Source organism: Pseudomonas sp. MF6747 (assembly GCF_963890955.1).
In the GTDB taxonomy this organism is placed as follows: domain Bacteria; phylum Pseudomonadota; class Gammaproteobacteria; order Pseudomonadales; family Pseudomonadaceae; genus Aquipseudomonas.
On sequence record NZ_CAWPSZ010000005.1, the window covers coordinates 172,444 to 198,905 of the forward strand.

General features: G+C 61.0%; 24 protein-coding genes. 15 read left to right on the forward strand and 9 right to left on the reverse strand.

Annotated elements, in window-relative coordinates:
• Positions 1-85: 85 nt before the first annotated feature.
• Positions 86-1,498 carry an amino acid permease gene (locus tag AACW30_RS07000; RefSeq protein WP_106579433.1) on the forward strand — a complete coding sequence of 471 codons (1,413 nt, stop codon included), beginning with the start codon at positions 86-88 and terminating at the stop codon, positions 1,496-1,498.
• A gap of 47 nt (positions 1,499-1,545) precedes the next feature.
• Here the strand turns inward: AACW30_RS07000 and AACW30_RS07005 are convergent, their stop codons facing one another.
• From AACW30_RS07005 to AACW30_RS07020, 4 genes are all read right to left on the reverse strand, one after another.
• Positions 1,546-2,670, reverse strand: coding sequence for an OpgC family protein (locus tag AACW30_RS07005; RefSeq protein ID WP_200624577.1), 1,125 nt, complete (start codon positions 2,668-2,670; stop codon positions 1,546-1,548).
• Between the two features lie 132 nt (positions 2,671-2,802).
• On the reverse strand, positions 2,803-3,099 hold the full coding sequence (locus tag AACW30_RS07010; RefSeq protein WP_106579431.1) for a cupin domain-containing protein: 297 nt from the start codon (positions 3,097-3,099) through the stop codon (positions 2,803-2,805).
• A gap of 65 nt (positions 3,100-3,164) precedes the next feature.
• On the reverse strand, positions 3,165-4,784 hold the full coding sequence (locus AACW30_RS07015; protein WP_106579430.1) for an FMN-binding glutamate synthase family protein: 1,620 nt from the start codon (positions 4,782-4,784) through the stop codon (positions 3,165-3,167).
• A gap of 27 nt (positions 4,785-4,811) precedes the next feature.
• The gene (locus tag AACW30_RS07020) at positions 4,812-5,576 is read right to left on the reverse strand and encodes a helix-turn-helix transcriptional regulator (RefSeq protein ID WP_106579429.1); all 765 of its coding nucleotides are present in this window, start codon (positions 5,574-5,576) and stop codon (positions 4,812-4,814) included.
• 93 nt (positions 5,577-5,669) lie between these two features.
• On the opposite strand from AACW30_RS07020, the gene AACW30_RS07025 reads away from it, so the two are divergent.
• From AACW30_RS07025 to AACW30_RS07050, 6 genes are all read left to right on the forward strand, one after another.
• Positions 5,670-6,491 carry a carbon-nitrogen hydrolase family protein gene (locus AACW30_RS07025; protein WP_200624578.1) on the forward strand — a complete coding sequence of 274 codons (822 nt, stop codon included), beginning with the start codon at positions 5,670-5,672 and terminating at the stop codon, positions 6,489-6,491.
• Between the two features lie 270 nt (positions 6,492-6,761).
• Complete coding sequence (locus AACW30_RS07030; RefSeq protein ID WP_200624579.1) at positions 6,762-8,087, forward strand: APC family permease; 1,326 nt, start codon at positions 6,762-6,764, stop codon at positions 8,085-8,087.
• A gap of 100 nt (positions 8,088-8,187) precedes the next feature.
• Positions 8,188-8,460 carry a type B 50S ribosomal protein L31 gene (locus tag AACW30_RS07035; protein WP_200624580.1) on the forward strand — a complete coding sequence of 91 codons (273 nt, stop codon included), beginning with the start codon at positions 8,188-8,190 and terminating at the stop codon, positions 8,458-8,460.
• Positions 8,461-8,628: 168 nt separating this feature from the next.
• Positions 8,629-9,975: an HD domain-containing phosphohydrolase gene (locus AACW30_RS07040; protein WP_106579425.1), complete on the forward strand. Its 1,347-nt coding sequence runs from the start codon at positions 8,629-8,631 to the stop codon at positions 9,973-9,975.
• A 47-nt stretch (positions 9,976-10,022) separates the two neighbouring features.
• Positions 10,023-10,436 (forward strand): NUDIX hydrolase, encoded by a 414-nt coding sequence (locus AACW30_RS07045; protein WP_119738588.1) that lies wholly within the window; start codon positions 10,023-10,025, stop codon positions 10,434-10,436.
• Complete coding sequence (locus tag AACW30_RS07050) at positions 10,433-10,939, forward strand: GNAT family N-acetyltransferase (protein ID WP_200624581.1); 507 nt, start codon at positions 10,433-10,435, stop codon at positions 10,937-10,939. Before AACW30_RS07045 ends, AACW30_RS07050 begins: the two co-directional genes overlap by 4 nt.
• A gap of 129 nt (positions 10,940-11,068) precedes the next feature.
• Here the strand turns inward: AACW30_RS07050 and metR are convergent, their stop codons facing one another.
• The gene (gene metR / locus AACW30_RS07055; RefSeq protein ID WP_057012200.1) at positions 11,069-11,986 is read right to left on the reverse strand and encodes a transcriptional regulator MetR; all 918 of its coding nucleotides are present in this window, start codon (positions 11,984-11,986) and stop codon (positions 11,069-11,071) included.
• 182 nt (positions 11,987-12,168) lie between these two features.
• On the opposite strand from metR, the gene AACW30_RS07060 reads away from it, so the two are divergent.
• Both AACW30_RS07060 and AACW30_RS07065 read left to right on the forward strand, forming a co-directional pair.
• Positions 12,169-13,188, forward strand: a complete 1,020-nt coding sequence (locus tag AACW30_RS07060; protein WP_106579422.1) for an alpha/beta fold hydrolase — start codon at positions 12,169-12,171, stop codon at positions 13,186-13,188.
• 55 nt (positions 13,189-13,243) lie between these two features.
• Entirely contained in the window at positions 13,244-13,897 is a 654-nt protein-coding gene (locus tag AACW30_RS07065; protein WP_106579421.1) for a DsbA family oxidoreductase, read from the forward strand.
• A 245-nt stretch (positions 13,898-14,142) separates the two neighbouring features.
• Here the strand turns inward: AACW30_RS07065 and AACW30_RS07070 are convergent, their stop codons facing one another.
• The gene (locus AACW30_RS07070) at positions 14,143-14,913 is read right to left on the reverse strand and encodes a MipA/OmpV family protein (protein WP_169368308.1); all 771 of its coding nucleotides are present in this window, start codon (positions 14,911-14,913) and stop codon (positions 14,143-14,145) included.
• 241 nt (positions 14,914-15,154) lie between these two features.
• On the opposite strand from AACW30_RS07070, the gene AACW30_RS07075 reads away from it, so the two are divergent.
• The 6 genes from AACW30_RS07075 to AACW30_RS07100 all read left to right on the forward strand — a co-directional run bounded on the left by AACW30_RS07075 (position 15,155) and on the right by AACW30_RS07100 (position 22,531).
• Positions 15,155-15,853, forward strand: a complete 699-nt coding sequence (locus tag AACW30_RS07075) for an MtnX-like HAD-IB family phosphatase (RefSeq protein ID WP_179606498.1) — start codon at positions 15,155-15,157, stop codon at positions 15,851-15,853.
• Positions 15,846-17,240 carry an aspartate aminotransferase family protein gene (locus AACW30_RS07080; RefSeq protein WP_106579418.1) on the forward strand — a complete coding sequence of 465 codons (1,395 nt, stop codon included), beginning with the start codon at positions 15,846-15,848 and terminating at the stop codon, positions 17,238-17,240. Before AACW30_RS07075 ends, AACW30_RS07080 begins: the two co-directional genes overlap by 8 nt.
• A complete protein-coding gene (locus AACW30_RS07085) occupies positions 17,237-18,157 on the forward strand; it encodes an alpha/beta hydrolase (protein ID WP_106579417.1) in 921 nt (306 codons plus the stop codon). The genes AACW30_RS07080 and AACW30_RS07085 overlap by 4 nt, the downstream gene beginning before the upstream one ends.
• 84 nt (positions 18,158-18,241) lie before the next feature.
• Entirely contained in the window at positions 18,242-19,366 is a 1,125-nt protein-coding gene (locus tag AACW30_RS07090) for a GNAT family N-acetyltransferase (RefSeq protein WP_119738596.1), read from the forward strand.
• The gene (locus AACW30_RS07095; protein ID WP_200624582.1) at positions 19,366-21,144 is read left to right on the forward strand and encodes a sensor histidine kinase; all 1,779 of its coding nucleotides are present in this window, start codon (positions 19,366-19,368) and stop codon (positions 21,142-21,144) included. Before AACW30_RS07090 ends, AACW30_RS07095 begins: the two co-directional genes overlap by 1 nt.
• On the forward strand, positions 21,134-22,531 hold the full coding sequence (locus tag AACW30_RS07100; protein ID WP_106579414.1) for a sigma-54-dependent transcriptional regulator: 1,398 nt from the start codon (positions 21,134-21,136) through the stop codon (positions 22,529-22,531). Before AACW30_RS07095 ends, AACW30_RS07100 begins: the two co-directional genes overlap by 11 nt.
• 166 nt (positions 22,532-22,697) lie before the next feature.
• Here the strand turns inward: AACW30_RS07100 and AACW30_RS07105 are convergent, their stop codons facing one another.
• Genes AACW30_RS07105 through AACW30_RS07115 form a run of 3 tightly spaced genes read right to left on the reverse strand, consistent with a single transcriptional unit; the run spans position 22,698 to position 26,283 of the window.
• The gene (locus tag AACW30_RS07105) at positions 22,698-23,036 is read right to left on the reverse strand and encodes a GlpM family protein (RefSeq protein WP_106579413.1); all 339 of its coding nucleotides are present in this window, start codon (positions 23,034-23,036) and stop codon (positions 22,698-22,700) included.
• A complete protein-coding gene (locus AACW30_RS07110) occupies positions 23,036-24,385 on the reverse strand; it encodes a sigma-54-dependent transcriptional regulator (protein WP_267911441.1) in 1,350 nt (449 codons plus the stop codon). The genes AACW30_RS07105 and AACW30_RS07110 overlap by 1 nt, the downstream gene beginning before the upstream one ends.
• Positions 24,382-26,283, reverse strand: a complete 1,902-nt coding sequence (locus AACW30_RS07115; RefSeq protein WP_124416537.1) for a sensor histidine kinase — start codon at positions 26,281-26,283, stop codon at positions 24,382-24,384. The genes AACW30_RS07110 and AACW30_RS07115 overlap by 4 nt, the downstream gene beginning before the upstream one ends.
• Positions 26,284-26,462 lie beyond the last annotated feature (179 nt).

Below are 26,462 nucleotides of genomic sequence, written 5' to 3' on the forward strand. Positions count from 1 at the left end.
GGTTGAAGTGCGCCCCCGGCTTACCGGCTTGGCGTGCGCAACGCTCGGTGGTTCATATCCAATAACAAGACGAGGTTGTACCCCTATGCCAGTTGGCAATCACCTGCCCCATGGCGAGACCGCTCAGGGCGGCCCGCTGAAACGTGAACTGGGCGAACGGCATATTCGCCTGATGGCCCTCGGCGCCTGTATCGGTGTGGGCCTGTTCCTGGGTTCCGCCAAGGCCATCGAAATGGCCGGTCCGGCGATCATGCTCTCCTACATCATTGGCGGCCTGGCGATCCTGGTGATCATGCGCGCGCTCGGCGAAATGGCGGTGCATAACCCCGTCGCCGGTTCGTTCAGCCGTTACGCCCAGGATTACCTCGGCCCGCTGGCGGGCTTTCTTACTGGCTGGAATTACTGGTTCCTGTGGTTGGTGACCTGCGTGGCAGAAATCACCGCCGTTGCCGTCTACATGGGTGTCTGGTTTCCCGATGTGCCGCGCTGGATCTGGGCGCTGGCGGCGCTGGTCAGCATGGGCACGATCAACCTGATTGCGGTCAAGGCATTCGGTGAGTTCGAGTTCTGGTTCGCGCTGATCAAGATCGTCACGATCATTGCCATGGTGATCGGTGGCGTCGGCATCATCGCGTTCGGCTTTGGCAACGACGGCGTGGCACTGGGGATTTCCAACCTGTGGGCCCACGGCGGCTTCATGCCCAATGGCGTGACCGGTGTGTTGATGTCCTTGCAAATGGTGATGTTCGCGTACCTGGGCGTGGAAATGATCGGCCTTACCGCCGGTGAAGCGAAGAACCCGCAGAAGACTATCCCGAGCGCCATCGGCTCGGTGTTCTGGCGCATCCTGCTGTTCTACGTGGGCGCGCTGTTCGTGATTCTGTCGATCTACCCATGGAATGAAATCGGCACCCAGGGCAGCCCGTTCGTGATGACCTTCGAGCGACTGGGCATCAAGACCGCCGCCGGCATCATCAACTTTGTGGTGATCACGGCTGCGTTGTCCTCCTGCAACGGCGGCATCTTCAGCACCGGCCGCATGCTCTACAGCCTGGCGCAGAACGGTCAGGCCCCGGCCGCCTTCGGCACCACCTCAAGCAATGGCGTGCCGCGCAAGGCGCTGCTGCTGTCGATTTTCGTGCTGCTGCTGGGCGTGTTGCTCAACTACATGGTCCCCGAGAAAGTCTTCGTCTGGGTGACGTCCATCGCCACCTTCGGCGCGATCTGGACCTGGCTGATGATCCTGCTGGCTCAGCTCAAGTTCCGTAAAAGCCTGAGCCCGGCCGAGGCAGCCGGCCTCAAGTACCGCATGTGGCTGTACCCGGTCAGTTCGTACCTGGCGCTGGCGTTCCTGGTGCTGGTGGTAGGGCTGATGGCGTACTTCCCGGACACGCGTGTCGCGCTGTATGTCGGCCCGGTGTTCCTGGTGCTGCTGACAGTGCTGTTCTACGTGTTCAAGTTGCAGCCCACCCAGGCTGCGGCGCGTGCTCAAGCCTGACGTTCAGGCGCACAACAAAAAGCCCCGGGATCGGGGCTTTTTGTTTTTCAGGCGGTGGCCACGCGAGGCGATTGGCTCAGGCGTTGGTTGAATTCCAGCCAGGCGCCCAGCGCGGCCATCAGGGCGGCGCCAACCAGTGCGGTGACGATTTGCATGGTCAAGGCATCGCCAGCCAGGGCGTTGAGCATATCCGCCAACGGCGCCAGTAAGACGCCCAGGCAGAAGACTTCCAAAGAATAACGCCCCATCCGGCAGGTCTGCCGGGCCAGCCAATTTTGTGTCCAGGCACGCCCAGGCAACAGTTTGGCGGTGACGTAGGCCAGCGCCAGGAAGTGCAACAGTCGCACCGGTGACAAGTCGGTCTTGCTGATCGGGTAGAGCAGTTCGCTCAAGGCCGCTGGCATCAATGCGTCGTGCACCTCAGGCCAACGCCAGGCGAGGGTGAGCACACCCGCCGCCAGCGCGTAGACCGCCGCCGTGACGAACAAAGGCTGGCGCAGCAATGGCCGATTATCCTGTGCGCGGGGTTGTTGCCCGTGAATGGCCGCCGCGCCACCCAGGACAAACAGAAACTGCCAGGTGACCGGGTTGAAGTACCACACGCCGTCAGCAATGGCGGCCAGGTTCCAGCCCTGGTACGGCGCCAGCAGGTACACCGCCATCGACACCGCGACCACCGCCCAGGTCTTGCGCAGCAGCAGTGGCAGTACCAGCGGCAAGCCCGCCAACAGCACGATATACAGGGGCAGCGGGTCCATCAGGTTCGGCTTGAAGCGCAACAGCAATTCGTCCACCAGCGCTTGCTGAGGATGGGTGACAAAATGCGTCAGGCCCATCTCTTCGACCAGGTCGCGGGTTTCGACATGGCTGTTGGCGAAGAACACAATGCCCATCAGCATTGCCAGCAGGAAGATGTGCACCACGTACAGCACCCACGTGCGCCGCAGGATCTTCAAGCAGGCCATCCAGTAGCCTTCGCGCTGCAGGACCTTGCCGTACGCCAGCACCGAGGCGTAGCCGGCAAGGAACACGAAGACTTCAGCTGCGTCGCTGAACCCGATATTGCGCAGGGTGATCTGGCCGAGGGGATTGTGGGGGACGTGATCCCAGAAAATGAAGATCAACGCCAGGCCCCGAAAAAAATCGATGCGCGGGTCGCGTCCGTTCAGCATGGCAGCGGGCTCTTGAACAAATAGTTTAGTAATGACAGGTGCACGGCAACGTTGTCGCACGCCGCACGTCGGGCGGGCGCAGGTTGGCGGTATTTATAAGCAATTGCAAAGGCTGGGTATTACTGAATGTCTCTAGACATCAATGATCACCAACGTGCCTTGGCTACCGGCAAGGACCGCGTGGGCGATACCGGCTTGGACGAGGTACATCTGGCCGGCTTCCACGCGGATTTCCTCGTCACCGATGCTCAATCGCAGCAGGCCGCTGATCACCAGCAGGCCTTCGTTGTAAGCGTGGGTTTCTGCCTCGTAGGCCTGCTCATCCATGCGCAACACCTTGATCCGCGCCGGGCCTACCTGGCCCAGGCGCGTGGATTTCCAGCTGTCAGGCAGTTGCCCGGCGAGGGCGGCGAAGTCGAGTAACGGCATGTGAATCTCCTGGTTTCAACGATGCCGTCGGTGGTCCGGTTCAGCAGTGAATAGTTTTCATCGGGTTACGCGGCTACCAGCTCATTCGGCTCAAAACTGTCCGCGCGTGCCATCTGCCACATGCGCGAATAGAACTCGCCGTTCACTTCACCGGTGAGCAGCTCACCGGGCTTGAGGAACACATGCAGTTGCGAGAACAGTTTGATTTCAGTCGCCGACATGCGTCGCACCAGGTGCTTGGCCGACAGCTGCGAGGGATGATCCAGACCGGCTGCGGCGAGCATTTCCGCCAGGGCCTTGAGGGTGTTGCGGTGGAAGTTGAACACGCGCTGGGCTTTGTCCGGGACCACCAGCGCACGTTGGCGCAGCGGGTCCTGGGTGGCGACGCCGGTCGGGCATTTGTTGGTGTGGCAGCTCTGCGACTGGATGCAGCCGATGGCAAACATGAAGCCGCGCGCGGAGTTGGCCCAGTCGGCGCCAATGGCCAGGACGCTGGCGATATCGAACGCGCTGACGATCTTGCCGCTGGCGCCGAGCTTGATCTTGTCGCGCAGATTGAGGCCCACCAGCGTGTTGTGCACAAACAGCAGACCTTCACGCAGCGGCACACCGATATGGTCGGTGAACTCCACCGGCGCGGCGCCGGTGCCGCCTTCCTTGCCGTCGACCACGATAAAGTCCGGGAGGATGCCGGTTTCGAGCATGGCCTTGGCGATGCCCATGAACTCCCACGGGTGGCCCAGGCAAAACTTGAAGCCCACCGGTTTGCCGCCGGACAGTTCGCGCAGTTGGGCGATGAACTGCATCATTTCAATCGGCGTGGAAAACGCGCTGTGGCGCGACGGCGAGATGCAGTCTTCGCCCATCATGATGCCGCGCGTCTCGGCAATTTCCTTGGTGACCTTGTGCTTGGGCAGGATCCCGCCATGGCCGGGTTTTGCGCCCTGGCTCATCTTGATTTCGATCATGCGTACTTGCGGGTTCTGCGCCTGCGCGGCGAAGCGTTCCGGGTCGAAGCGGCCGTCGCTGGTGCGGCAGCCGAAGTAGCCACTGCCCAGTTCCCAGGTCAGGTCGCCGCCGTTTTCGCGGTGGTAAGGGCTGATGCTGCCTTCGCCGGTGTCGTGGGCAAAGTTGCCGAGCTTGGCGCCCTGGTTCAACGCGCGAATGGCGTTGGCGCTCAACGAGCCGAAGCTCATGGCCGAGATATTGAACACCGACGCCGAGTACGGCTGCTTGCACTGCGGGCCGCCGACCATCACGCGAAACGCGCTCGGGTCACTCAACGGCGCAGGGCGCATGGAGTGGCCGATGAATTCGAAGCCCGATTGATACACGTCGATCAGGGTGCCGAAGGGTTTGTCGGCGGTTTCGTTCTTGGCGCGCGAGTAAACCAGTGAGCGTTGCGCGCGTGAGAAGGGCAGCGCGTCGCTGTCGGATTCGAGCAGGTACTGGCGGATTTCCGGGCGGATGGCCTCCACCAGGTAACGGATATTGCCCAGGATCGGGTAGTTGCGGCGCACCGCGTGGGGGCTTTGCAGCAGGTCGAACAGACCGATCAAGCTGAGCACGCCGGTGACCACGGTGATTGGCCACAGCCATTCATGTTCGATAAAGGGGAGGCTGGCGAGGGTAAAAATGACGCACACGGCAAAGAAGGCGTAACGGCTTAGTAACGACAGGCTCATACGGTTTTCCTTGGGTTCACTCATCGGCTAGGCGTTTTGCGCCTGTAGAAAGATCGAGAACAGCTCCGACTGGGATTTGATCCCTAGCTTGCTGTACATGTGTTTCTTATGGACTTTCACGGTTTCAACAGAGATTTCCAGCTTACGAGCGATTTCCTTGCTGGAGCAACCGCTGAGCATCAAGCGGCCCACATCCAGCTCGCGGGCGGTGAGTTGCGCGCCCCAGTCATCATTCTGAATCGGCGGCTGCGGCGCGCTGACCTGCTTGAGTTCAAAGGGCAGGCGCTGGCGCAGCAGGCTCAGCACCCAAGGCTGGATCAGCGACAGCAAAGCGATCTGCTGCGGGTCAAAACGCTGTTTCGAGCCCAGGGACAGGCACAGGGTACGCCCATCCGCCAACTGGCAATTAAATTGGATTTCATCGGCCACCACGTTCAGGCGGAAGTAGCGCTGGTAGTACTCGGTGAGTTCAAAGTGCTCCGGCGCGACTTCGGCCAGGCGAAACAGGCCGGTGCGCGAGTGTTCGCGGCTGGCGATATAGAAGGGGTCGAGCAGGTACAGGCCGTTGAGGTAGTCCTGGAACAACTGGTCCGGCGTGCCATCGACGCCCGGGCATTCGGCGAACACCAGCGGGCGGTGCGCGCTGCTGAACAGCAATACCACCCAGCTGTCGAACGGCACGTAGTTGTCCAGCAAGCGCACGAGCTGGGTCCAGAAGTTGGCCTGGTCGAGGGCGTCTATCATTTGCCCCACCGAACGGTGCCAGGCGATGTCTTGTAGCGAGACTGTCATTCGTCTACCCCCATAGGGTTACCCCGGCGGCGTGATTTCCCCGACGGGTGCGGCTGCGCATACTGCGCCACAGATAAAACAACAGGACTTCCCATGAAGGTCGAATTTGCCCAGTTGGCAGGTCGTGATAACGGCACAGCTTACAACCTTGAGCGCGCCTTGGCGGCAATTGCTGCCTGCGCCGCCGACACGCAACTGATCGTATTTCCGGAAACCCACCTGATGGGCTTCCCGTCAGCCGAGACCGTCGCCGACATCGCCGAGCCGGTGGATGGCCCGACCGTGCAGGCCGTTGTCGAGGCGGCTCGCGCAGGCAATATCGCCGTGGTGATCGGCATGGCCGAGAGCGACGCCGGCCAATTCTATAACACCACGTTGCTGATCACCCCCGAAGGCATCGCCCTGCGGTATCGCAAGACCCACCTGTGGGCCTCGGATCGCGGCGTGTTCACGCCCGGTGACCGCTATGCCACTTGCTTGTGGAACGGTGTGCGTGTCGGCCTGTTGATCTGCTACGACATCGAGTTCCCGGAAACCGCCCGCGCCAACGCGCAACTGGGCGCCGAACTGCTGATTGTCACCAACGGCAACATGGACCCTTACGGTCCCACGCACCGCACCGCGATCATGGCGCGCGCCCAGGAAAACCAGGCGTTTGCACTGATGGTCAATCGGGTGGAAGAAGGCGATGGCGGCCTGTTGTTCGCCGGCGGTAGTGCGCTGGTCGACCCGATCGGCACGCTGCTGTTCGAAGCCGGGCGCGAGGAAGGACAATTTACCGTCGAGCTGGACCTCGACCAACTGGTGGCGGCTCGCAAGGACTACCGCTACCTCGACGACCAGCGCTTGAAATTGCCGGGTGAGGTGATCGAGCGCACGGATGGGACGCGTGAACTGCTGATTCCACACAATTAAGGCTGACCCTTTGTGGCGAGCGGGCTTGCCCCGCGTTGGGCTGCGCAGCGGCCCTAAAACCTGCAACCGCAGTTCGTCTGGAGAAATACAGCGAATGTAATGGGGCCGCTTCGCAGCCCAACGCGGGGCAAGCCCGCTCGCCACATCAAGCCCGCTCGCTACATCAAGCATCGCTCGCCACAGTAAATACGCTTGATCATAAGAAAAATGACATCCGCTTCACCGACTTCAGTTCTGCCATAAATCTAATAAATCAGCGGAGAATCGCTCATGGCTCGTTTGCAACGCACCCTGTCGTTAGGGTCGGTGGTGCTGTTTGGCATCGCCTATATGACGCCGATCATTGTGCTCGGCACCTTCGGCATCCTCGCGCAATCCACTGGCGGCATGGTGCCGGCCGCTTACCTGGCCGCCCTGGTGGCGATGTTCTTTACCGCCATGAGTTACGGGCGCATGGCGTCGGCCTTTCCGGTGGCCGGTTCCGCCTACAGCTACGTGCGCAAGGCGATCAGCCCGAAACTGGGCTTTATCGCCGGTTGGGCGGTGTTGCTCGACTACCTGTTCTTGCCCATGGCCATCTGGTTGATCGGGGCGGCGTACCTGCATTCGGCATTCCCTGCGGTGCCGCAATGGATCTGGGTGCTGGCGTTTATCGGCGTCACCACGGCGATCAATATCATCGGTCTGAAACTGGCCAACGGCATTAATGCGCTGCTGATGTTGGTGCAGTTTCTGGTGCTGATTGCGTTTGTCGCGCTGTGCATCCATTACATCGGGGGCGACGCGAGCAAGCCGCTGTGGACCGTCGCGCCGTTCTTCAACGGCCAGATGCACATGCCGCTGATCATGAGCGGGGCGGCGATTGCCTGCTATTCGTTCCTGGGCTTTGACGCGGTCAGTACCTTGACTGAAGAAACCCGCGACCCACGCCGGACCATTCCGCGGGCGATCATGCTGATCACCTTGATCGGCGGGTTGATCTTCGTTGGCGTGTCGTATTTTGTGCAGATCGCGCATCCCTCGTTCGAGTTTGCCGATGTGGATTCGGCGGCCTATGAAATTGCGCGCAATGTCGGCGGTGACCTGTTTGTGTCGATCTTCCTGATCGGCTTGATCGTCGGCCAGTTCGCCTCGGGGCTGTCGGCCCAGGCCAGCGGTTCGCGCTTGTTGTTCGCGATGGGGCGCGACGGCGTGTTGCCCAAGTCGTTCTTTGGCACCTTGCATGCGCGCTTCGGCACGCCGGTCAAAAGCATCCTGTTGTGTGCGGTTGTGGCGTTGCTGGCATTGAAGCTGGATGTGACCACCTCCACCTCGTTCATCAACTTCGGTGCATTCCTGGCGTTCAGCCTGGTGAACCTGTCGGTGATCTTTCACTACTGGATCGGCGCGAAAGCGCGTGGCGTGCGTGAGTTGATGTTGTTCCTGCTGTTCCCGGCCATCGGCCTCGCGGCGGACGTGTGGCTGATGGTCAGCCTCGATCATCTGGCAATTTACCTGGGCGTGGTGTGGTTGGCGATCGGCCTGGTTTACCTGGGGTTCCTGACGCGCGGCTTCTCGCAACAGCCGCCGGAAATGGACTTTCAGGAAGCTGCATAGACGCAACAGGTCTATCCTTATTGCAATCGGTTCTCGTTTGGGTGCATGAATTGTGTTACTGTGTAACACATTGATCGCGCTCAAACGCCCCGGAGGCACTATGAAAACTGGTATCCATCCCGACTATCGCACCGTGCTGTTCCACGACACCGCCGCTGACGTGTTCTTCCTGATCGGCTCCACGGCCGACAGTGATCGCACCCACACACACAGCGATGGCAACGCGTACCCTTACATCCCGTTGGACGTCTCCAGCGCCTCGCACCCGATCTACACCGGCCAGCAACGCAAGACTCAGGTCGAAGGCCGGATTGCCGGGTTCAACAAGCGTTTTGCTTCGTTTGGCACCAGCCCAAAAAACGCCGAGGCGTGAGGGATTCACGTTTCACCTCAAAGGCCGCTCCAGCATTTGGAGCGGCTTTTTTTATGCGTTGATATCGCAAGGCCATCATCTGGTAAAAACCAACTAAACTCCTTGTTAATCGCCAGGAGGCATTGTCCCAGACCGTAAGGAACGCAGATCGACGATCCGAGGTGTCCCATGGGAGAGTCAGTGACCTTTATCGATGCCAACCGTCCAGTGCTGCTGTTGATCGACGCCCACCCGGACGTTTTGCACAGCCTCAAGCGATTGCTCAGCCTGGAGCCCTTCGAACTGCACAGCGCCACTTGCGCCGCTGATGCCCTGGGCATTCTCGCCACTCAACCCATTGACCTGGTGATGAGCGCCGCGCGTCTGCCGGACATGGATGGTGCCTCGTTGCTGGCGCACATCCACCAACACCACCCGCACACGGTGCGCATTCTGCTGACCGGCGAGACCGACCTGACGCTGATCGTCAAAGCCATTAACGAAGGCCAGATCTACCGTTACCTGAGCAAACCCTGGAACGATGAAGAACTGCTGCTGGCCCTGCGTCAATCCTTGGCCCATCAGCATTCGGAGCGCGAACGTGGGCGCCTGGAGCTGTTGATCCAGGCGCAGAACGATGAACTCAAGCAGCTCAACGCCACATTGGAAAAACGTGTTGCCTCTCGCACCAGTGAATTGCAGCAAACCGCCGATATGCTCGACCTGGCCTACGAAGAGCTCAAACACAGCTACGCCACGGGCACCGAGGTGTTCTCGTTGTTGGCCAACCTGCGCTTACCGCGCGCCAAGCAAACCAACCGGCAAATCATCGAATTGGTGCGCACCTGGTGTGTGGCCCATGGCGTAGATGAGGCCAGTAACCGCGACCTGACCATGGCTGCCGCGCTCTACAACATCGGCAAATTGAGCTGGAGCGACAGCATGATGGCCTCGCCTTCAGACCTGTTGCACAGCAGCGACCGTGAGCGTTATCGCGCTTACGCCACCCAAAGCGAATCGTTGCTGATGACCCTGGAACCGATGAAAGACGCAGCGCGGCTTATCCGCCATCATCAGGAACGCTGGGACGGCAGCGGTTTTCCCGATCACCTCAAGGGTGACGCGATTCCCGCAGGTTCGCGCCTGTTGAAACTGGCGGTGGATTTTATCGAGCTGCAAAAAGGCCTGATCCTCGAACGCCAGATGAACAGCGACGAAGCGCTGCTCTATATCCGCAAATACGCCGGTCGCCTTTACGACCCCGACATGGTGGAAAGTTTTGTTTCAGTCTGCGCCACGTACCTCAATGACGTGACCCTGGGCGACCCCAGTGTCAGGGTGCTGGGCACCCGCGAGCTGGAGGAGGGCATGGTGCTGGCGCGCAACCTCAACGCCGATAACGGCATGTTGTTGCTCAACGCCGGCAAGGTGCTGAACCTGCCGCTGGTGGACAAGTTGATCGCCTTTGAGACCATGGAAGGCGCCAGGTACAGCGTGTTTATCAAAGAGCGGCATGAAGGATTGCTTTGCGAATAACGCGCTATCTGTGATCCTTGCGCCTTTGCATTGAAGGAAGTTTTTACATGACATCCACTATCCGCATCGCCGCTGCGCTGTTGATTGGCAGCGACGGCCGAACCCTGCTGGTGCGCAAGCGCGGCACCCAGGCGTTCATGCAACCGGGCGGCAAGATTGACGCCGGCGAACAACCGGCCCAAGCCCTGGCCCGTGAGCTGTTTGAGGAACTCAACCTGCGCATCGAGCCAAGTCAGGCTGTCTATCTTGGCCACTTCTCGGCCCCCGCCGCCAATGAGCCTGGGTTCACCGTGGACGCCGAGCTGTTCCAGGTGCACATCGACGTAGCGGTGACGCCCGCGGCCGAAATCGAAGAAGTGCGCTGGATCGACCCTGCTGGTGACGGTGGCCTGCAACTGGCGCCGTTGACGCGCGATGTGATCCTGCCGTTTTACCGCGCATCGCTGACCTGCGACGCATGATGATTCGTTCACTTGGCGCCAACGACGCCGAGGCTTATCGGGCGTTGATGCTTGAGGCGTACGGCGCTTATCCGCAGGCGTTCACCTCCAGCGTGGCGGAGCGCGCGCTGATGCCCTTGAGCTGGTGGGAAAAGCGCGTCGACAGCCCGCTGGATCGGCTGCTCGGGGCTTTTGAGGGGGACGCATTGGTGGGCATTGTCGGCCTGGCGTTCGAGCCGCGTGAGAAAGCTCGGCACAAGGTGACCTTGTTCGGTATGTACGTGAACGAGGCTTATCAGCAGAAGGGCGTGGGCCGCCAGCTGGTAGAAGCGGCGCTCAGCGAGGCGCGCCGCCACTCACGCCTCAAGTTGATTCAGCTGACGGTGACCGCTGGCAACGATGCCGCGTTCGCGTTGTACCAGCGCTGCGGCTTCATCCAGTACGGCCTGGAGCCACTGGCGGTGCGGGTGGGCGAGGATTATTTCGACAAGATCCACATGTGGCGTGAACTCAAGGTCGACTGAAGTCCCAGGTGGGAACTCAATCCCATGTGGGAGCTGGCTTGCCTGCGATAACATCGCCTCGGTGCTGCAGTCAGACCGCGTCGTCTGCATCGCAGGCAAGCCAGCTTCCACATTTTTAATCTGTGTCGTTTAGCGAACGGCGCTGACGCCATCGAGCGTGGAAAACGACGTGTCCTTGGCCGTCAGCAAAAAGTCGCGCATGTACGGCGCGTCCAGCATGTCTGCACGAATCCCCGCATACAACGTTGCGAACAGCCCTTTCTCGCCCAACCGTTTGGCCTTCACGTAACCGCGCGAGCTGTACTCATGCAGCGCCCAATGCGGCATGCCGCACACACCACGGCCGCTGGCCACCAGCTGCATCATCATGACGGTGAGTTCCGAGGTGCGCACCTGGGCCGGTTCCACGTCGGCCGGCTCTAAAAAGCGCGTGAAAATGTCCAGCCGATCGCGTTCCACCGGGTAGGTGATCAGGGTCTCGGTGAGCAAATCTTCGGGCACGATGTACGATTTGTTCGCCAGTGCGTGCTGGTTGGCCACGGCCAGCATGGCTTCGTAAGTGAACAGCGGCACGTAGGTGATGCCCGGCAATTCCAGCGGGTCGGAAGTCACCACCAGGTCCAGGTCGCCCCGCGCCAGCGCCGGCAGTGGCGCGAAGGCGAAACCGGAGGCCAGGTCCAGCTCGACTTCCGGCCAGGCATCGCGGAACTGGTCGATGGTCGGCATCAGCCACTGGAAGCAACTGTGGCACTCAATGGCCATGTGCAAACGCCCGGCGGTGCCGCCGGCGAGACGCGCAATATCGCGCTCGGCGCCGCGCAGCAAGGGCAGGGTGGCGTCGGCCAGTTGCAGCAAACGCAGACCGGCGCTGGTAAAGCGCAGTGGCTTGGTCTTGCGCACGAACAGCTGCATGCCCAAGCGCTCTTCCAGCTCCTTGAACTGATGGGACAGTGCCGACTGCGTCAGGTGCAGGCGCTCGGCGGCTTCGACCAGGCTGTCGGCTTCGCGCAAGGCGTGCAGGGTCTTGAGGTGACGGATTTCGAGCACGGGCTCTCCATGAAGACGATTTGTGAAAAACAGCAATGGCGTGAGTTTGTCTCATGTTGCAAGGCGTGTCGATCATGACCGCTGGGCGCCGTTCATCAAACTGTCACGCAACTGTGGCAGCGCGCTTGAACAAACTTCATCAGACTCGCGCTCTACTGGGGTTCTGTGTTTCGGTGTTTTTCATGCGCGTGTTGTGTTTACTGGCCGCTCTATTGTTCGGCCTGCCGTCTTTTGCGGCTTCTCGATGTGACGTCAATGTCCCGACGCAAACGGTCGACCTGGCTCAGGTGAGCATTGCCTACCAGAGCATCGGCCGTGCGTCCGACCCTGCATTGCTGCTGGTCATGGGCCTGGGCGGGCAGTTGATCCACTGGCCGGACGAAGTTGTCGTGGCGCTGTGCGAACAAGGGTTTCGGGTGATTCGCTACGACAACCGTGACGTCGGCCTGTCCACGTGGCGCCAGGCACCGGCCAGTGCCAACCTGACCTTCGAAGTGCTGCGCTACAAACTCGGCCTGCCGGTGGCGGCGCCTTACACGCTGACCGACATGGCCGACGACGCCCTGGGCTTGATGGACGCATTGCAGATCCGCCAATTCCACGTGCTGGGTGCGAGCATGGGCGGCATGATCGCCCAGCACCTGGCGGCCATGGCGCCGCAACGGGTCGAGAGCCTGACGTTGATCATGACCAGCTCCGGCGCCGAAGGCTTGCCGGCGCCGAGTGCGGCGTTGGTGCAGTTGCTGTCGCGGCGCAGCGCGCCCAACCGTGAAGTGGCGCTGGAGCAACAGGCCGACTTGCTGGCGGCGTTGGGCAGCCCGAATGTGAAGGACGATCGCCAGGTATTGCTGCATCAGGCCGCGCTGTCCTACGACCGCGCCTTCAACCCGGACGGGGTCAAGCGCCAGATCATGGCGATCCTCGCCGAGCCCAGTCGTGTGCCGCTGCTCAATCAATTGCGTGTGCCAACGCTGGTGGTGCATGGCACTGCCGACCCGTTGCTGCCGGTGATGCACGGTGTGCATTTGGCCGCGCATATCCAGGGCAGCCAGTTGAAGTTGATTCCCGGCCTGGCGCATCGTTTTCAGGAGGCGTTCAAGGCGCCGTTGCTGGCGGCGGTGTTGCCGTACCTGCAAGCCCATCGCGAAGATGCCGCGCACTGGGCGCAGATTGATTTGGGGCAGCCTTCGAAGGTGTTGTGAAGTTGGTGTATCGTGCAACTTTTACGGCGCATCAATGCCAGCGAGGTTGCCTACCATGAGTACTCCCCTGAAAATCGATTTCGTCAGCGACGTGTCGTGCCCCTGGTGCATTATCGGCCTGCGTGGGCTGACTGAGGCGTTGGACCAGCTGGGCGCTGAGGTGCAGGCCGAGATTCATTTCCAGCCGTTTGAGCTGAACCCGAATATGCCGGCTATCGGGCAGAACATCGTTGAGCACATCACTGAAAAATACGGCTCCACGGCAGAGGAATCGCAGGCTAACCGTGCGCGTATTCGTGACTTGGGTGCGGCGTTGGGCTTTGCGTTTCGCACTGACGGGCAGAGTCGTATCTACAACACGTTTGATGCGCATCGCTTGCTGCATTGGGCTGGGTTGGAAGGGTTGCAGTACAACCTGAAGGAAGCACTGTTCAAGGCTTATTTCAGTGATGGGCAAGACCCGTCCGACCCTGCGACCTTGGCGATTATTGCTGAAAGTGTTGGGTTGGATGTCACGCGTGCTGCGCAGATTCTGGCCTCTGATGAATACGCCGCAGAGGTGCGTGAGCAAGAGCAACTGTGGATTTCCCGAGGGGTGACTTCGGTGCCAACTATTGTGTTTAACGACCAGTATGCGGTCAGTGGGGGGCAGCCGGCTGAGGCTTTTGTTGGGGCGATTCGTCAGATCATCAGTGAGGCCAAGGGCTGATAGGTCTTCGGGGCCTTGTGTACCTATCCTGAGTGATTGCAGCAACAGCAGATCTGCTTTCTGTGGGAGCTGGCTTGCCTGCGATGCAGGCACCTCGGTACATCAGGCGCACCCAGTTGATGCTATCGCAGGCAAGCCAGCTCCCACATTTGACCGAGTACACCTGATGCACTGAGCTTCAAGTGTGGGAGCGGGCTCGCTCGCGAAGGCGGCGGGACGGCCGCCAGCCACCCAGAACCAACCCATCACTCAAACTTGTAACTGATCGCCGTCTGCACCTGCCCCTGGTTCACATCACCCGTCTGCTTGACGATCGTGCTGTTGGCCGCCGACCCCACCAGGTGCGTCCAACTGGCGCTGGTCAATAACGACCAATGCGTATCCAGCGGAAATTCAAAACTCTGGGTCAGCGTCAGGTTCTGGAAACCCGCGCTGGCGTTATAGGCCCGAATGCCCGAAGCCGCCGACTCCTTGTCATCCACACCAAAAAAAGTCTGCGTCTGGCGCGCATCGGCAAAGTGCGCCATCAGGCCGGTGCTGCCGATGATGCCGCCGCCCAACGGGTAACCCAGCTCACCGCCGAGCTTGCCCAACACGCCACTCTGATCACGCCCGCCGCCCACGGCCTGGCCGACCTGCGCGTACACGCGCCAGAACTCGGCCGGAGCGTATTGGATGAAACCGCCCACTTCCGCCATGTCCGACACATCGCGCAAACCGCGCAGTGAGCCATTGGCCGTGCGGCCCGACAGGTAATTGATGTAAGGGCCGGCAGTAATGCCGTTGGTGTTCAGCGCGCTCCAGGTCAGGCCGTCGTCGGTGCCCAGGCTGACACTGCCCCAGTCCAGATCGAAGTAGGGAATCGGCCGGGTTTCGTAGCGGCTGCCGGTAGGGTCGTGGGGTTGATAGCTGACACCCGCACCCACTTCGCCGGTAATGCCGTCGGCCCATACCGTGCTGGAAAAGCCCCACAGCCCCAGCAAACCGGCGAATACAGCAGAAGTAACCTTGAACATGGAGCCATTTCCTTATCTGAACATGCGCGCATTCACGCGCGAAGGGCATCCCTGACGCAAGCACTCATCTTGTTTGTAGCAAGCTACAAAAATTGTAGCTCCTGCGACACAAAACACCCGGGCTTTCGGCCAAAACCCCAGCCCTGCGGGCTTTTAGCCAGTTGGCACAATCTCTGCTCTACCCCTCCTGCAAGCGCAAAGAGCGCGATTTTCTTCAAGCCCTCCAACTCAAGGAAAGGCAATGATCCACTGGCATATCGTGTGTGACTTCGACGGGACCATCACCCCAACCGACGTCATCGACAACGTCCTCCAACGCTTCGCCGGCCCCGAGTGGGAAACCATCGAACAGGAATGGCTGGATGGGCATATCGGTTCCCGCGAATGCCTGAGCCGTCAACTGGCGCTGATCAAAGCAACCCCGGCTGAACTGCTGGCGTACTTCGACAGCGTCGAGATCGACCCGGACTTTCCGGACTTCGTCGATCACGTCATGGGCCTGGGCGCGACCATCGAAGTGGTCAGCGACGGCATCGAACAAGGCATCGCGCGCATCCTGTCGCGCAACTACGTGACCTTGCTGCCGATCCTCGCCAACCGCCTGCGCCAGGTCGACCAGAACAGCTGGCGCATCGACTTCCCGTATTCCAGCGATGCCTGCCGTGCCGCTTCCGGCAACTGCAAGTGCAAATCCACCCCGCGCAACAAGCGCGTGCTGGTGATCGGCGACGGCAAGTCCGACATGTGCGTGGCCTCCACCGCCGACTTCGTCTTCGCCAAGGGCAGCCTGGCCGACTATTGCCAGGCCAACGATATTCCTCACGCGCGCTTCGACACCTTCGCCGAAGTGAGCGCATTGCTGGCCAAGCTGCCTCAGGGCATCGCGGCCAACGCTACCACCTTTACTGCTGACAACCAGGAACTCTTCCACCATGTCTGATATCCGTATCGCCACTGCCGAAGACCAGATCCTTCTGGATAAAGAAGCCAAGTACTGCTCCTACGGCGACACTGTTCACTACATCGAGCCGCCGCGTATTTTCAGCCGTTGCGAAGGCTCCTACGTGTGGGACACCGAAGACCAGGCCTACCTCGACCTGCAAATGTGGTACTCGGCCGTCAACTTCGGCTACGCCAACCCGCGCCTGAACAACGCGCTGAAACAGCAGATCGACACCCTGCCGCAAATCGCCAGCCAGTACCTGCACAAAGGCAAGATCGAGCTGTCGGAAATGATCGCGGTCGATGCCAAGAAGAAGTTCGGCCTCGACGGTCGCGTGCATTTCAACGTCGGCGGTTCGCAGTCCATCGAAGACTCTCTGAAGGTTGTGCGTAACGCCACCAACGGCAAAAGCCTGATGTTCGCCTTCGAAGGCGGCTACCACGGCCGTACCCTCGGCGCGTCGTCGATCACTTCCAGCTACCGCTACCGTCGCCGCTACGGCCACTTCGGCGAGCGCGCGCAGTTCATCCCGTTCCCGTACCACTTCCGTGGCCCCAAAGGCATGACCAAGGAAGAGTACGGCAGCCACTGCGTGCAGCAATTCGCCCGTCTGTTCGAGACCGAATACAACGGCGTGTGGGACCCGAAAGTCGGCCAGAGCGAATACGCAGCGTTTTACGTCGAGCCGATCCAGGGCACCGGCGGCTACGTGATCCCGCCGATGAACTTCTACCGCGAACTCAAGCATGTACTGGACCAGCACGGCATCCTGATGGTGTCCGATGAAATCCAGATGGGCTTCTACCGTACCGGCAAGCTGTGGTCGATCGAGCACTTCGACGTGCAGCCGGACGTGATCGTCTTCGGCAAGGCACTGACCAACGGCTTGAACCCGCTGGGCGGCATCTGGGCGCGTGAAGAGTTGATCAACCCGAAGATCTTCCCACCAGGTTCGACGCACTCCACCTTCGCCTCCAACCCACTGGGGACGGCGGTTGGCCTGGAAATGTTCAAGATGACCAGCGAAGTCGACTACGGCGCGATGGTCATGGCCAAGGGCAAATACTTCCTGGAAGGCCTGCAGGACCTGCAGAAACGTTTCCCGATCATCGGCGACGTCGATGGCCTGGGCCTGGCCCTGCGCTGCGAAATCTGTGGCCCGGATGGCTTCACGCCAGACAAGGCGACCCTGGACTACATGGTTGAAGAAGGCATGAAGGGCGACATGGTCGTCGATGGCCAGAAACTCGGCTTGATCCTCGATGTGGGCGGCTACTACAAAAACGTGATCACCCTGGCGCCGTCGCTGGAAATCAGCTACCCGGAAATCGACCTGGGCCTGAAGCTGCTCGAGCAACTGCTGGTGCGAGCGACTAAACGGTGAGCACTTCCGGGATCGACCTCGGTGAAGGTGATGCCGGCTTCGTTCTCGGTGAAGGTCCGGTCGGGATCCTGTTGATCCACGGCCTGACCGGCACCCCGACGGAATTGCGTCAAGTCGCCAAAGGCTTGGCCAAGGCGGGTAACTGCACGGTGTACGTGCCCACCCTGGCTGGGCATTGCGGCGACAACAGCGACCTGCAAGCCACCGGCTGGCTGGACTGGTACGAAGGCGTGCGCAATACCTTCGTGCAGGTCAAGCAACGCCACGAGCAGGTATTTGTCGGTGGCTTGTCTATGGGGGCGGTGATGTCGATGTACGTGGCCGCCGAACACCCTGGGCAAGTCGCCGGGCTGTTGATGTATTCCACGACCTTGAAATATGACGGCTGGAGTATTCATAAGCTGGCGTTTCTCACGCCACTGCTGATGAAGATTCCGTTCGGCGTACACATCTGTCGCTTCGAAGAGAAGCCGCCTTACGGCATCAAGAACGAGCGCCTGCGGGCCATCGTCGAACGTCAGATGAAGGAAGGGGAGAGCAGCGAAGCCGGTTTGCTGACCATGGAAGGCATTACGGTGCGCGAGTTGCACCGCATGAACGCCGTGGTCAAGAAACGCATGCCCGAGGTCAAGGTACCGGCGCTGGTTTTGCACTCCATCGAGGACGACATCACCAGCCGCTGGAACGCCGATTACGTGGAGCGCCATTTGGGCGGCCCCGTGACCAAGATCCTGTTGGACAACTGCTACCACATGATCACCGTCGACCTGCAATACCGACGCGTGATCGAGTTGAGCGCCGAGTTTGTCGAGCAACATGCCTGCGTCAGTCGCACGCGCGCGGCCAGTGGCGAGCGGGCTTGCCCCGCGGTGGGTGGCGCCGCCGCCCCATCACTGACACTGCATGCTTCCAGTTAGAACCGAGGTGCCTGGGTTTGGGGCTGCTCCGCCCACCGCGGAGCAAGCCCGCTCGCCACAAGAAATAGAAAAAAAGGGAAACCCGTGATCACCGCTCAAGCCTTCTCGACTATCCGGGCCATCCAGCGCAGTGCCTGGAACGACTGTTTTCCCGGTGCCCTGGAGGATTGGGATTTTTACGTCGCCGTGGAAAACGCGGCCATTGATGACTTCAAATGGCGTTACCTGGCCGTTTACGAAGATGAAACACTGGTGGCAGTGGCCGCTGCGTTCATCACCCATTATCGCCTCGACACCACGGTGTCGGGTGCCGGCAAGCGTTTTACCGAACGCCTGGAGCGACTGTGGCCGGGTGTTTTGCGGTTGCCGCTGTATGCCATTGGCTCGCCGATAGCCGAGCGTTGCGACGCTGGTATTGCAAGCGCCATACCCCAGGCGCGGCGCCCAGTGTTGCTCAAGCAGTTGCTGCAAGCCGCGCGACAGGATGCCAATGCCTTCGGGATTGGCCTGGTGGCGGTCAAAGATGTACCGACCGACGACCCGCACTGGGCGACCAGTTGCCGCAGCGCAGGTTTCCAGAGCATGCCGAGCTTGCCCAGCGGTCTGCTGACGGTGCCCTACGGTTCGGTAGACGCCTACCTTGGCTCGTTGTGCAAATCGACGCGCAAGGACCTGCGCCGTAAACTGCGTGCGCCGGGCCCGCGCGTGGAGTGGCGGCGCAATATTGATGATGTGTTGCCGCAGGTCATGCGCTTGTACGAGGCCACGCTCGCGCGCTCGCAGCTGCAGTTCGAACGTTTGCCGGCGCGTTACTTCACCGGCATCCTCGAACGGCTTGAAGGGCGCGCGGTCTGTGTTCTTTATTGGGTGGACGAGCATTTGGTGGCGTTCAATCTGATCCTGCTGGACCAGCACCGCCTGATCGACAAGTTCTTTGGGCACGACATGGCATTCAGCCGCGAATACAACCTGTACTTTCGCAGTTGGCTGACCAACGTCGACTACTGTATTCAGCACAAAATCCCTGTGTACGAGTGCGGTCAGGAAGGGTATGCCAGTAAGCTGCGCCTGGGGTGCGAGTTCCAAGGCAACAGCATGTTCTTCCGTCACCGTAACCGGCTGGTCAACAGCCTGCTCAAGCTCGTGAAAATGTACCTGAGACCGGACCGTTCCGACCCTGCCATGGCTGCTGCGATAAGCGAAACCTGATGATCACCAAAACCCGCCAGAAAGCCCGCCCCTTTGCCATTTCGCGCTGGAGCGTCCAGCGCAAGCTGGTGCTGGCGTTCTGGCTGGTCAGCGTTATTCCCACCATGATCGCCGCCGAGCTGGCAGCGACCACGCTGTCGCAGATTTTCGACAGTAACGTGCGTATCTGGCTGCAAGAGTCGACCAAGATCGTCAAGGACGAAATCGGCGACATCCTTCATGACAACGCGCGCATGGCCAAGCTGTTCCTGCGCTACACCAGCCCGCCTTCGACCAAGCAGGCCGCCAAGCACGACCGGCTGACCGCCGACATTGCCGACGCCACGGACATCGACGTGGTCGCGCTGATTCGCGTGAGTGATCACAAGGTCGTGTTCAGCACGGCCTCCGACGATGTGGTCAAGCAGATCGACCTGACCAGCAACGCGGTGCTGCAAACCGTGCAGGTGGCGGGCGTGAGTACGGGCCTCGTGGTCTCGACCTTCGAAACCACCCAGGAAGGCGTCGACTACCTGCTGTTGGTGGCGACGTACCTGGACAGCAGTTTCCTCACCAGCGTGGCCGATGTGCATTCACTCGACCTGCGCCTGTACCTGGCCAATCCGTCGGGCTTTAACGAAATCTTCTCGACCCAGCGTTTCGAAAACCACCCCTCGCGCATTCCCAAGGACGTCGAAACGGCCATGCGCGCCACCAAGCAGCCGAGCGAGCAGTTCACCAACAATTACAGCGGTCTGTATTGGCCAATCTTCAATGATGCCGGCGACCTGCAAGGGGTGATCTTCAGCGGTCTGCTACGCCATACCAGCCTGGTCGGGCTGGTGAATCAGAGCAACCTGTTCGTGCTGATTTTCCTGCTCAGCTCGGCGCTATCCCTTGGCGCCGGGGTGCTGGTGTCGCGGCGCCTGACCAAACCGTTGCGCGATTTGTCCCAAGGCGTGGACGCGGTGATCTCGGGTCATTACGAACACCGCGTATTGGTCACTGGCGGCGATGAGCTGGCGCAGTTGAGCAGCACCTTCAACCACATGACCGAGCGCCTGGGCGAACTGCATCACCTTGAAGCCCAGTTACGCCGCCGCGATCGGCTGCACGCCCTGGGCGAAGTCGCCATGGGCCTGGCTCACGAGATCCGCAACCCGCTGGGCATCATCAAAACCGCGACCCAATTGTTGCACCGTCGCGCCGACCTGGCGGAAACCGACAAGCGCCACCTGGAATACGTGATCAGCGAGGTCAGCCGCATCAACGACCTGATCACCGAATTCCTCGATTTCGCCAAACCCAACCCGCCGCTGCGCGTGCTGCAGCCGGCGCGTGCGCTGGTGGAAGAGATTCTCGGTTTCTGCAGCCCGGAACTGTCCACGCATAACATTGACGCGCAGATTGACGACCAGGCACCCGGTGCGACGATCTATGCCGATGCCAAACAACTCAAGCAGGCGTGCCTCAACCTGATTCTCAACGCCATCGACGCGATGCCCGAAGGCGGGCGTCTGACCCTGGGCATCCGCAGTGTCGACGGCAATACGGTGATCAGCATCGCCGACACCGGCCAGGGCATCCCGGCGGATATGATCGAGCGGATCTTCACACCGTTCGTCACCACCAAGGCCTCGGGCACGGGCCTGGGCCTGGCAAAAGTCTATTCGATCATGGAAAGTCACGACGGCAGCATTGAATGTGCCAGTGAGAAAGATGCCGGCGCCACCTTCAGCCTGTACATTCCGGCCCAGGGTGCTGACGACGGCGACGATGAGGATGGTCATGACGCATAACGTATTGGTAGTCGACGACGAGCCCAAGCTCTGCGACTTGCTGTCGTCGGCCCTGAGCCAGAACGGCATTCAGGTATTTACCGCAAGCAACGGCCTGCACGCGCTTAAGGTGCTGGAACAGGAAGACATCGACCTGGTGATCAGTGACTGGCGCATGCCCGGCATGGACGGCCCGGCGCTGCTGGCCGAGATCAAGGTGCGTTTCCCGGATTTGCCGGTGATCGTGATGACCGCCTACAGCACGGTGAAAAACGCCGTGCAATCGATGCGCAACGGCGCCTATGACTACATTGCCAAGCCGTTCGACATCGACGAACTGGACATCACCGTAGCCAAGGCCTTGCAGTTTCGCGACATCATGCGCGACAACGCGCGGCTGCGCGCCGAACTCGATCACCATGCGCAGTTTGACAGCCTGGTGGGTGACAGCCCGGCGTTTCGCCAGGTGCTGCATGCAATCGATTCGGTGCGTGACAGCAACGCCACTATCCTGCTGACTGGCGAAAGCGGCACCGGCAAGGAAATGGTCGCGCGCGCGATCCACAAGCACGGCAGCCGTGCCGACAAGCCATTTGTAGCGGTCAACTGCGCGGCGATTCCGGAAGGCTTGCTGGAAAGCGAAATGTTTGGCCATCGCAAGGGCGCCTTCACCGGCGCCGTGGCGGATCGGGTCGGGCGCTTTATGCAGGCTGACAAGGGGACGCTGTTTCTGGATGAGGTGGGCGACATGCCCCTGGCGTTGCAGGCCAAGATTCTGCGCGCGTTGCAGGAGCGGGTGATCGAGCCGGTGGGCGACCCGCGCGAGCGCAAGGTGGATGTGCGGGTGATCGCCGCCACCAACAAAAACCTGCTGGACGCGGTGGCCAATAAAGAGTTTCGCGAAGACCTGTATTACCGCCTGAATGTGTTCCCGATCCCGCTGCCGGCCCTGCGCGAACGCGCCGAGGACATCGTGCCCCTGGCCCGGCACTTCGCCCAGACCCTGAGCGCCACCGCCGGCAAACGCATCACCGGGTTCAGCCCGGAGGCCTTGCAGGCCATGGCCGCGTACAGCTGGCCGGGGAATATCCGCGAGCTGCAAAACTGCGTGGAGCGCGCAACCATCGTCGCCGCCAAACCGGTGATCGAAGACATCGACCTGCCGGCCTACCTGTTTGCTTCAAAACCGGCAGAGGACGGCGTCACGGCGTTGCTTGGGGACAACCCTGGCGTGCCTGCGGACCTGGACGCGGCGCTGGCGGACGTCGAGAAAACCTACATCCTGGCGGCGTTGCACGAGAGCAACGGCGTGCAGGCTGCCGCGGCGGCGAAAATCGGGATTTCAGAAAGGAGCTTCTGGTATCGGTTGAAAAAGCTGGGGATTCAGGTCGACAAGATCGTCCGCTGAGATTCGGGTGATTCGCACCTCTGAATGTGGGAGCGGGCTTGCTCGCGAAAGCGGTGATTCAGTCAGCGGATATATCGACTGACACGCCGCCTTCGCGAGCAAGCCCGCTCCCACATTTTTGATTGAGGTGTGTCAGGTCACCCTTGCCCGTTTTTGACCGCGGTTGTCAGCTATGCAGGCGCACCCACACGCTCACCAACACCGTCGCTGCCATTAACCATGCCACCGCCGCCACGGCGAGTGACGCCTCCAGGCGCAGGCGGTCGACCATCACATACAGCGTCGCCAAATACACAAAATACGGAATGATCGACCACATCCCAAACACGATGGTGGTCTTCAGGTCCTCCACCGAGCGGCCCTTGCCGACGATGTAGTGCGCAATCAACGCAAAGGTCGGGAACAGCGGCACCAGCCCCGCGATGTAATAGTTTTTGGTCTTGGCCAACGCCGCCAGGACCAACACCACCGCCGCGCCAATGGCGGCCTTCAAGAATAGATCCATCAGTGGCTCAACCCGTATTTCTTGACCTTGTCGAACAGGGTGGTCTTGGCCATTCCCAGTTCCAGGCTGGCCTGGGTCAGGTTGCCGCCGCTGCGCTGCAGGGCATCGTTGAGCAGGTTGCGCTCGAAGGCTTCCACCGCTTCGGTGAAGGCCAGGCCGTGGTTACTGTTGCCGTTGCCGCTTTTCTTGAAGGCGGGCAAGCCCAGGGCAAAGCGCTCGGCGACGTTGCGCAGTTCGCGCACGTTGCCTGGCCAGTCGTGGCTCATCAGTGTCGACACGGTCTGGTTGTCCAGCTCAGGCGCGGTGCGATCAAAGCGCAGGGAGGATTGCTGCAGGAAGTGCTCGAACAACTGCAGGATGTCTTCGCGACGTTCGCGCAACGGCGGCAGTTCCAGGGTCACCACATTGAGGCGGTAGTAAAGGTCGCTGCGAAATTGGCTGGCGCGGCTCAGCTCATCGAGGTCGGATTTGGTGGCGGCGATCACCCGGCAATCCACGGCCACGCTCTGGTTCGAGCCCAGCCGCTCAAGGGTGCGTTCCTGCAACACCCGCAGCAGTTTTATCTGCAGGTTGATCGGCATGCTTTCCACTTCGTCGAGAAACAGCGTGCCTTCGTGGGCGTGCTCGATCTTGCCGATGCGACGCTTGCCGGCGCCGGTAAAGGCGTTGGCTTCGTGGCCGAAAATCTCGCTTTCGAACAGGTTTTCCGGCAAGCCGCCGCAGTTCAGGGCAACGAACTGATGGGAATGGCGCCGGCTGAAATCATGCAGGCAGCGCGCGACCAGTTCCTTGCCGGTGCCGGTCTCGCCTTCGATCAACACGTTGGCCGACGTGTCGGCGATGTTGGCGATCAATTCGCGCAGGTTCTGCATCGCCGGCGAGCGGCCGATGATGCGGCCCTCCAGCGAATCACGTTCGGCCAGTTGGCGGCGCAGCGACCACACTTCTCGCGCCAGCCCGCGTTGCTCCAGGGCGCGGCGCGCGACGTCAACCAGGCGTTCGGGGGAGAAGGGCTTTTCCATGAAGTCGTAGGCGCCATTGCGCATGGCCCCGACGGCCATCGAAATATCGCCGTGCCCGGTGATCAGCACCACCGGCAGGCTTTTATCCAGCGCTTTGAGGCGGGTCAGCAGCTCCAGACCGTCGATGCCCGGCAGGCGAATGTCGCTGATGACGATGCCGGCAAAGTTCTCGCCAATGCGCTTGAGGGCTTCTTCAGCACTGCCCACGCCCACGCTGGGAATGTCTTCCAGCGCCAGGGCCTGTTGGCAGCCGAGCAGCACATGGGGATCGTCCTCGACGATCAGAACGGTGAGTTCGTCTTTTGCGGCTGTGGTGTCTGTATTCATGTCGACTCAGCTTTTTGAGTGCCCACCAGCGGCAGGCACAAGACAAAGGCAGTACCACCGCTGGCCGGGTGTTCCACGGCAAGGTTGCCGCCGGTGGCCGCCGCGAGGCTGGCGGAAAGGGTCAGGCCCAGGCCCAGGCCTTGTTCGCCGGGTTTGGTGGTGAAGAACGGTTCGAATAAATGCTTGCGCGTTTCGGGGTCGATACCATGCCCGTTGTCGCGCACGTGCAGGCGGTACTTGCCCTCAAACACGTGGCCATCCAACCACAGTTCGGGCGCAGGTTGCGCCTGCATCGCGTCCAGGGCATTGCCGATCAGGTTGACCAGGATCTGCTCCAGGCGCGTCTGGTCGATTTGCAATTGAGCGTTGGCGAAGTCGCGGTGCACGGTCAACGGCAGGCCGTCGAGACGAGCGCCGAGCACCTGGAACGCGGCGTCCACGGCTTTACCGAGGTTGGCTTCGCCCTGGTCATCGCCGCGCCGGGCAAAGGAGCGCAGGCTAGCGGTGATGCGGCCCATGCGGTCGATCAGTTCATTGATGGTTTTGAGGTTGGCGCTGGCAGTGTCGAGGGCGCCACGTTCGAGGAAGCGTACCGTGTTGCCCGACAGCGTGCGCAGCGCCGCCAGCGGCTGGTTCAACTCGTGGGCGATGCTGGTGGACATCTGGCCGATGGCAGCGAGTTTTCCCGCTTGCACCAGTTCGTCCTGGGCGCGGCGCAAGGTTTCTTCGGCCTGGCGCCGTTCGCGAATCTGGCCCTTGAGCCGTTCGTTGCTGGCACGCAGGTCGGCGGTGCGTTCGGCAATCCGACGCTCCAGCTGGCTGTTGGCTTCCTGCAAGGCTTCCCGCGCGGCGAGGCGGGTGGCGATCACCTTGCGGCGCTCGTTCCAGGCGATCAGCAAAAACGCCACCAGGCCGAATGCGACAGCGACCAGAATGCCCTGGTTGATCGCCGCGCGGCGCAGGTCATTGAGTGGGGTCAGCAGGGTGAAATTCCACGGCGTGTCGTTGAGCGGGCGGGTTTGGGCGAGGTAGCTGACCTCGTGCTCGTCGTTGACCACTTCGCTGTTGGCCGGGAAGGTCAGTTTTTCGGTGCCCTCATTGAGTCGCTCACGGGCCAGCGGCTCCAGTTCGTTTAGCGTCGCCCAGTAATATTGCAGGCTGTGGGCCAGGCGTTCTTTGGTGTCGTCGCTCAGCGGGCGCACGGCCTTGAGCCGGCGGGCGGGGTCGCTGGAGAGGATGATGATGCCGTTCTCGTCGCTCACGAACGCTTCGAGGCGCGCACGCTGCCAGCGCTCTTCGAGGGCTTCGAGGCGCACTTTGACCACGGCGACGCCGATGATCTTGCCGTGCTCTTCCAGGCCGTGGGCCAGGTAGTAGCCGGGCTCGCCGTTGGTGCTGCCGATGCCATAGAAGCGGCCCGGCTGGCCGCGCACGGCATTCTGGAAATAGGCGCGAAAGGACAGGTCTTCACCCTGGTAGCTGTCGGCATCGCGCCAGTTACTGGTGGCCAGCACACGGCCGGTGGTGTCCATCACGTAGATGGCCCGACTGCGACTGCGTCGGTTCAGGCCTTCGAGGTAATCATTGACCGTCTGCCGGGTTTCCTGGTTCGGGTCGGCCAGCAGCGTGGAGACGCTGGATTCGAGCTCCAGCAGACTGGGCAGGTAGGTGTATTTGCTCAGTTCACTTTCGACGGTGCGTGCGTGCAGCTCCAACTGGCGTTCGCCGTTGTCGCTGAGGGTGCGAATGCCATAGTACTCACTGACCCAGAAGCCGATATAACCCAAGCCGATCATCAGGGCGATGATCAACGGCGGCAGGAACAGTTGGCGAATCAGACGAGGTTTCACGGCAAGTGATGGCGGTGCGGCGCGAAATTGGTTGGGGTCGCATTTCATCACAGTTGCCTTGGGTCAACCAGAGCTTGTCGGCCTGCTCAGTCCAGTGTGGGAGCGGACTTGCTCGCGAATGCGGTGGGTCAATGAAAAATGTACCGACTGACACTACGCCTTCGCGAGCAAGCCCGCTCCCACACAAGCCCACAGTCACATGGGCTCGGTTTTTTGCAGTGGAAGCT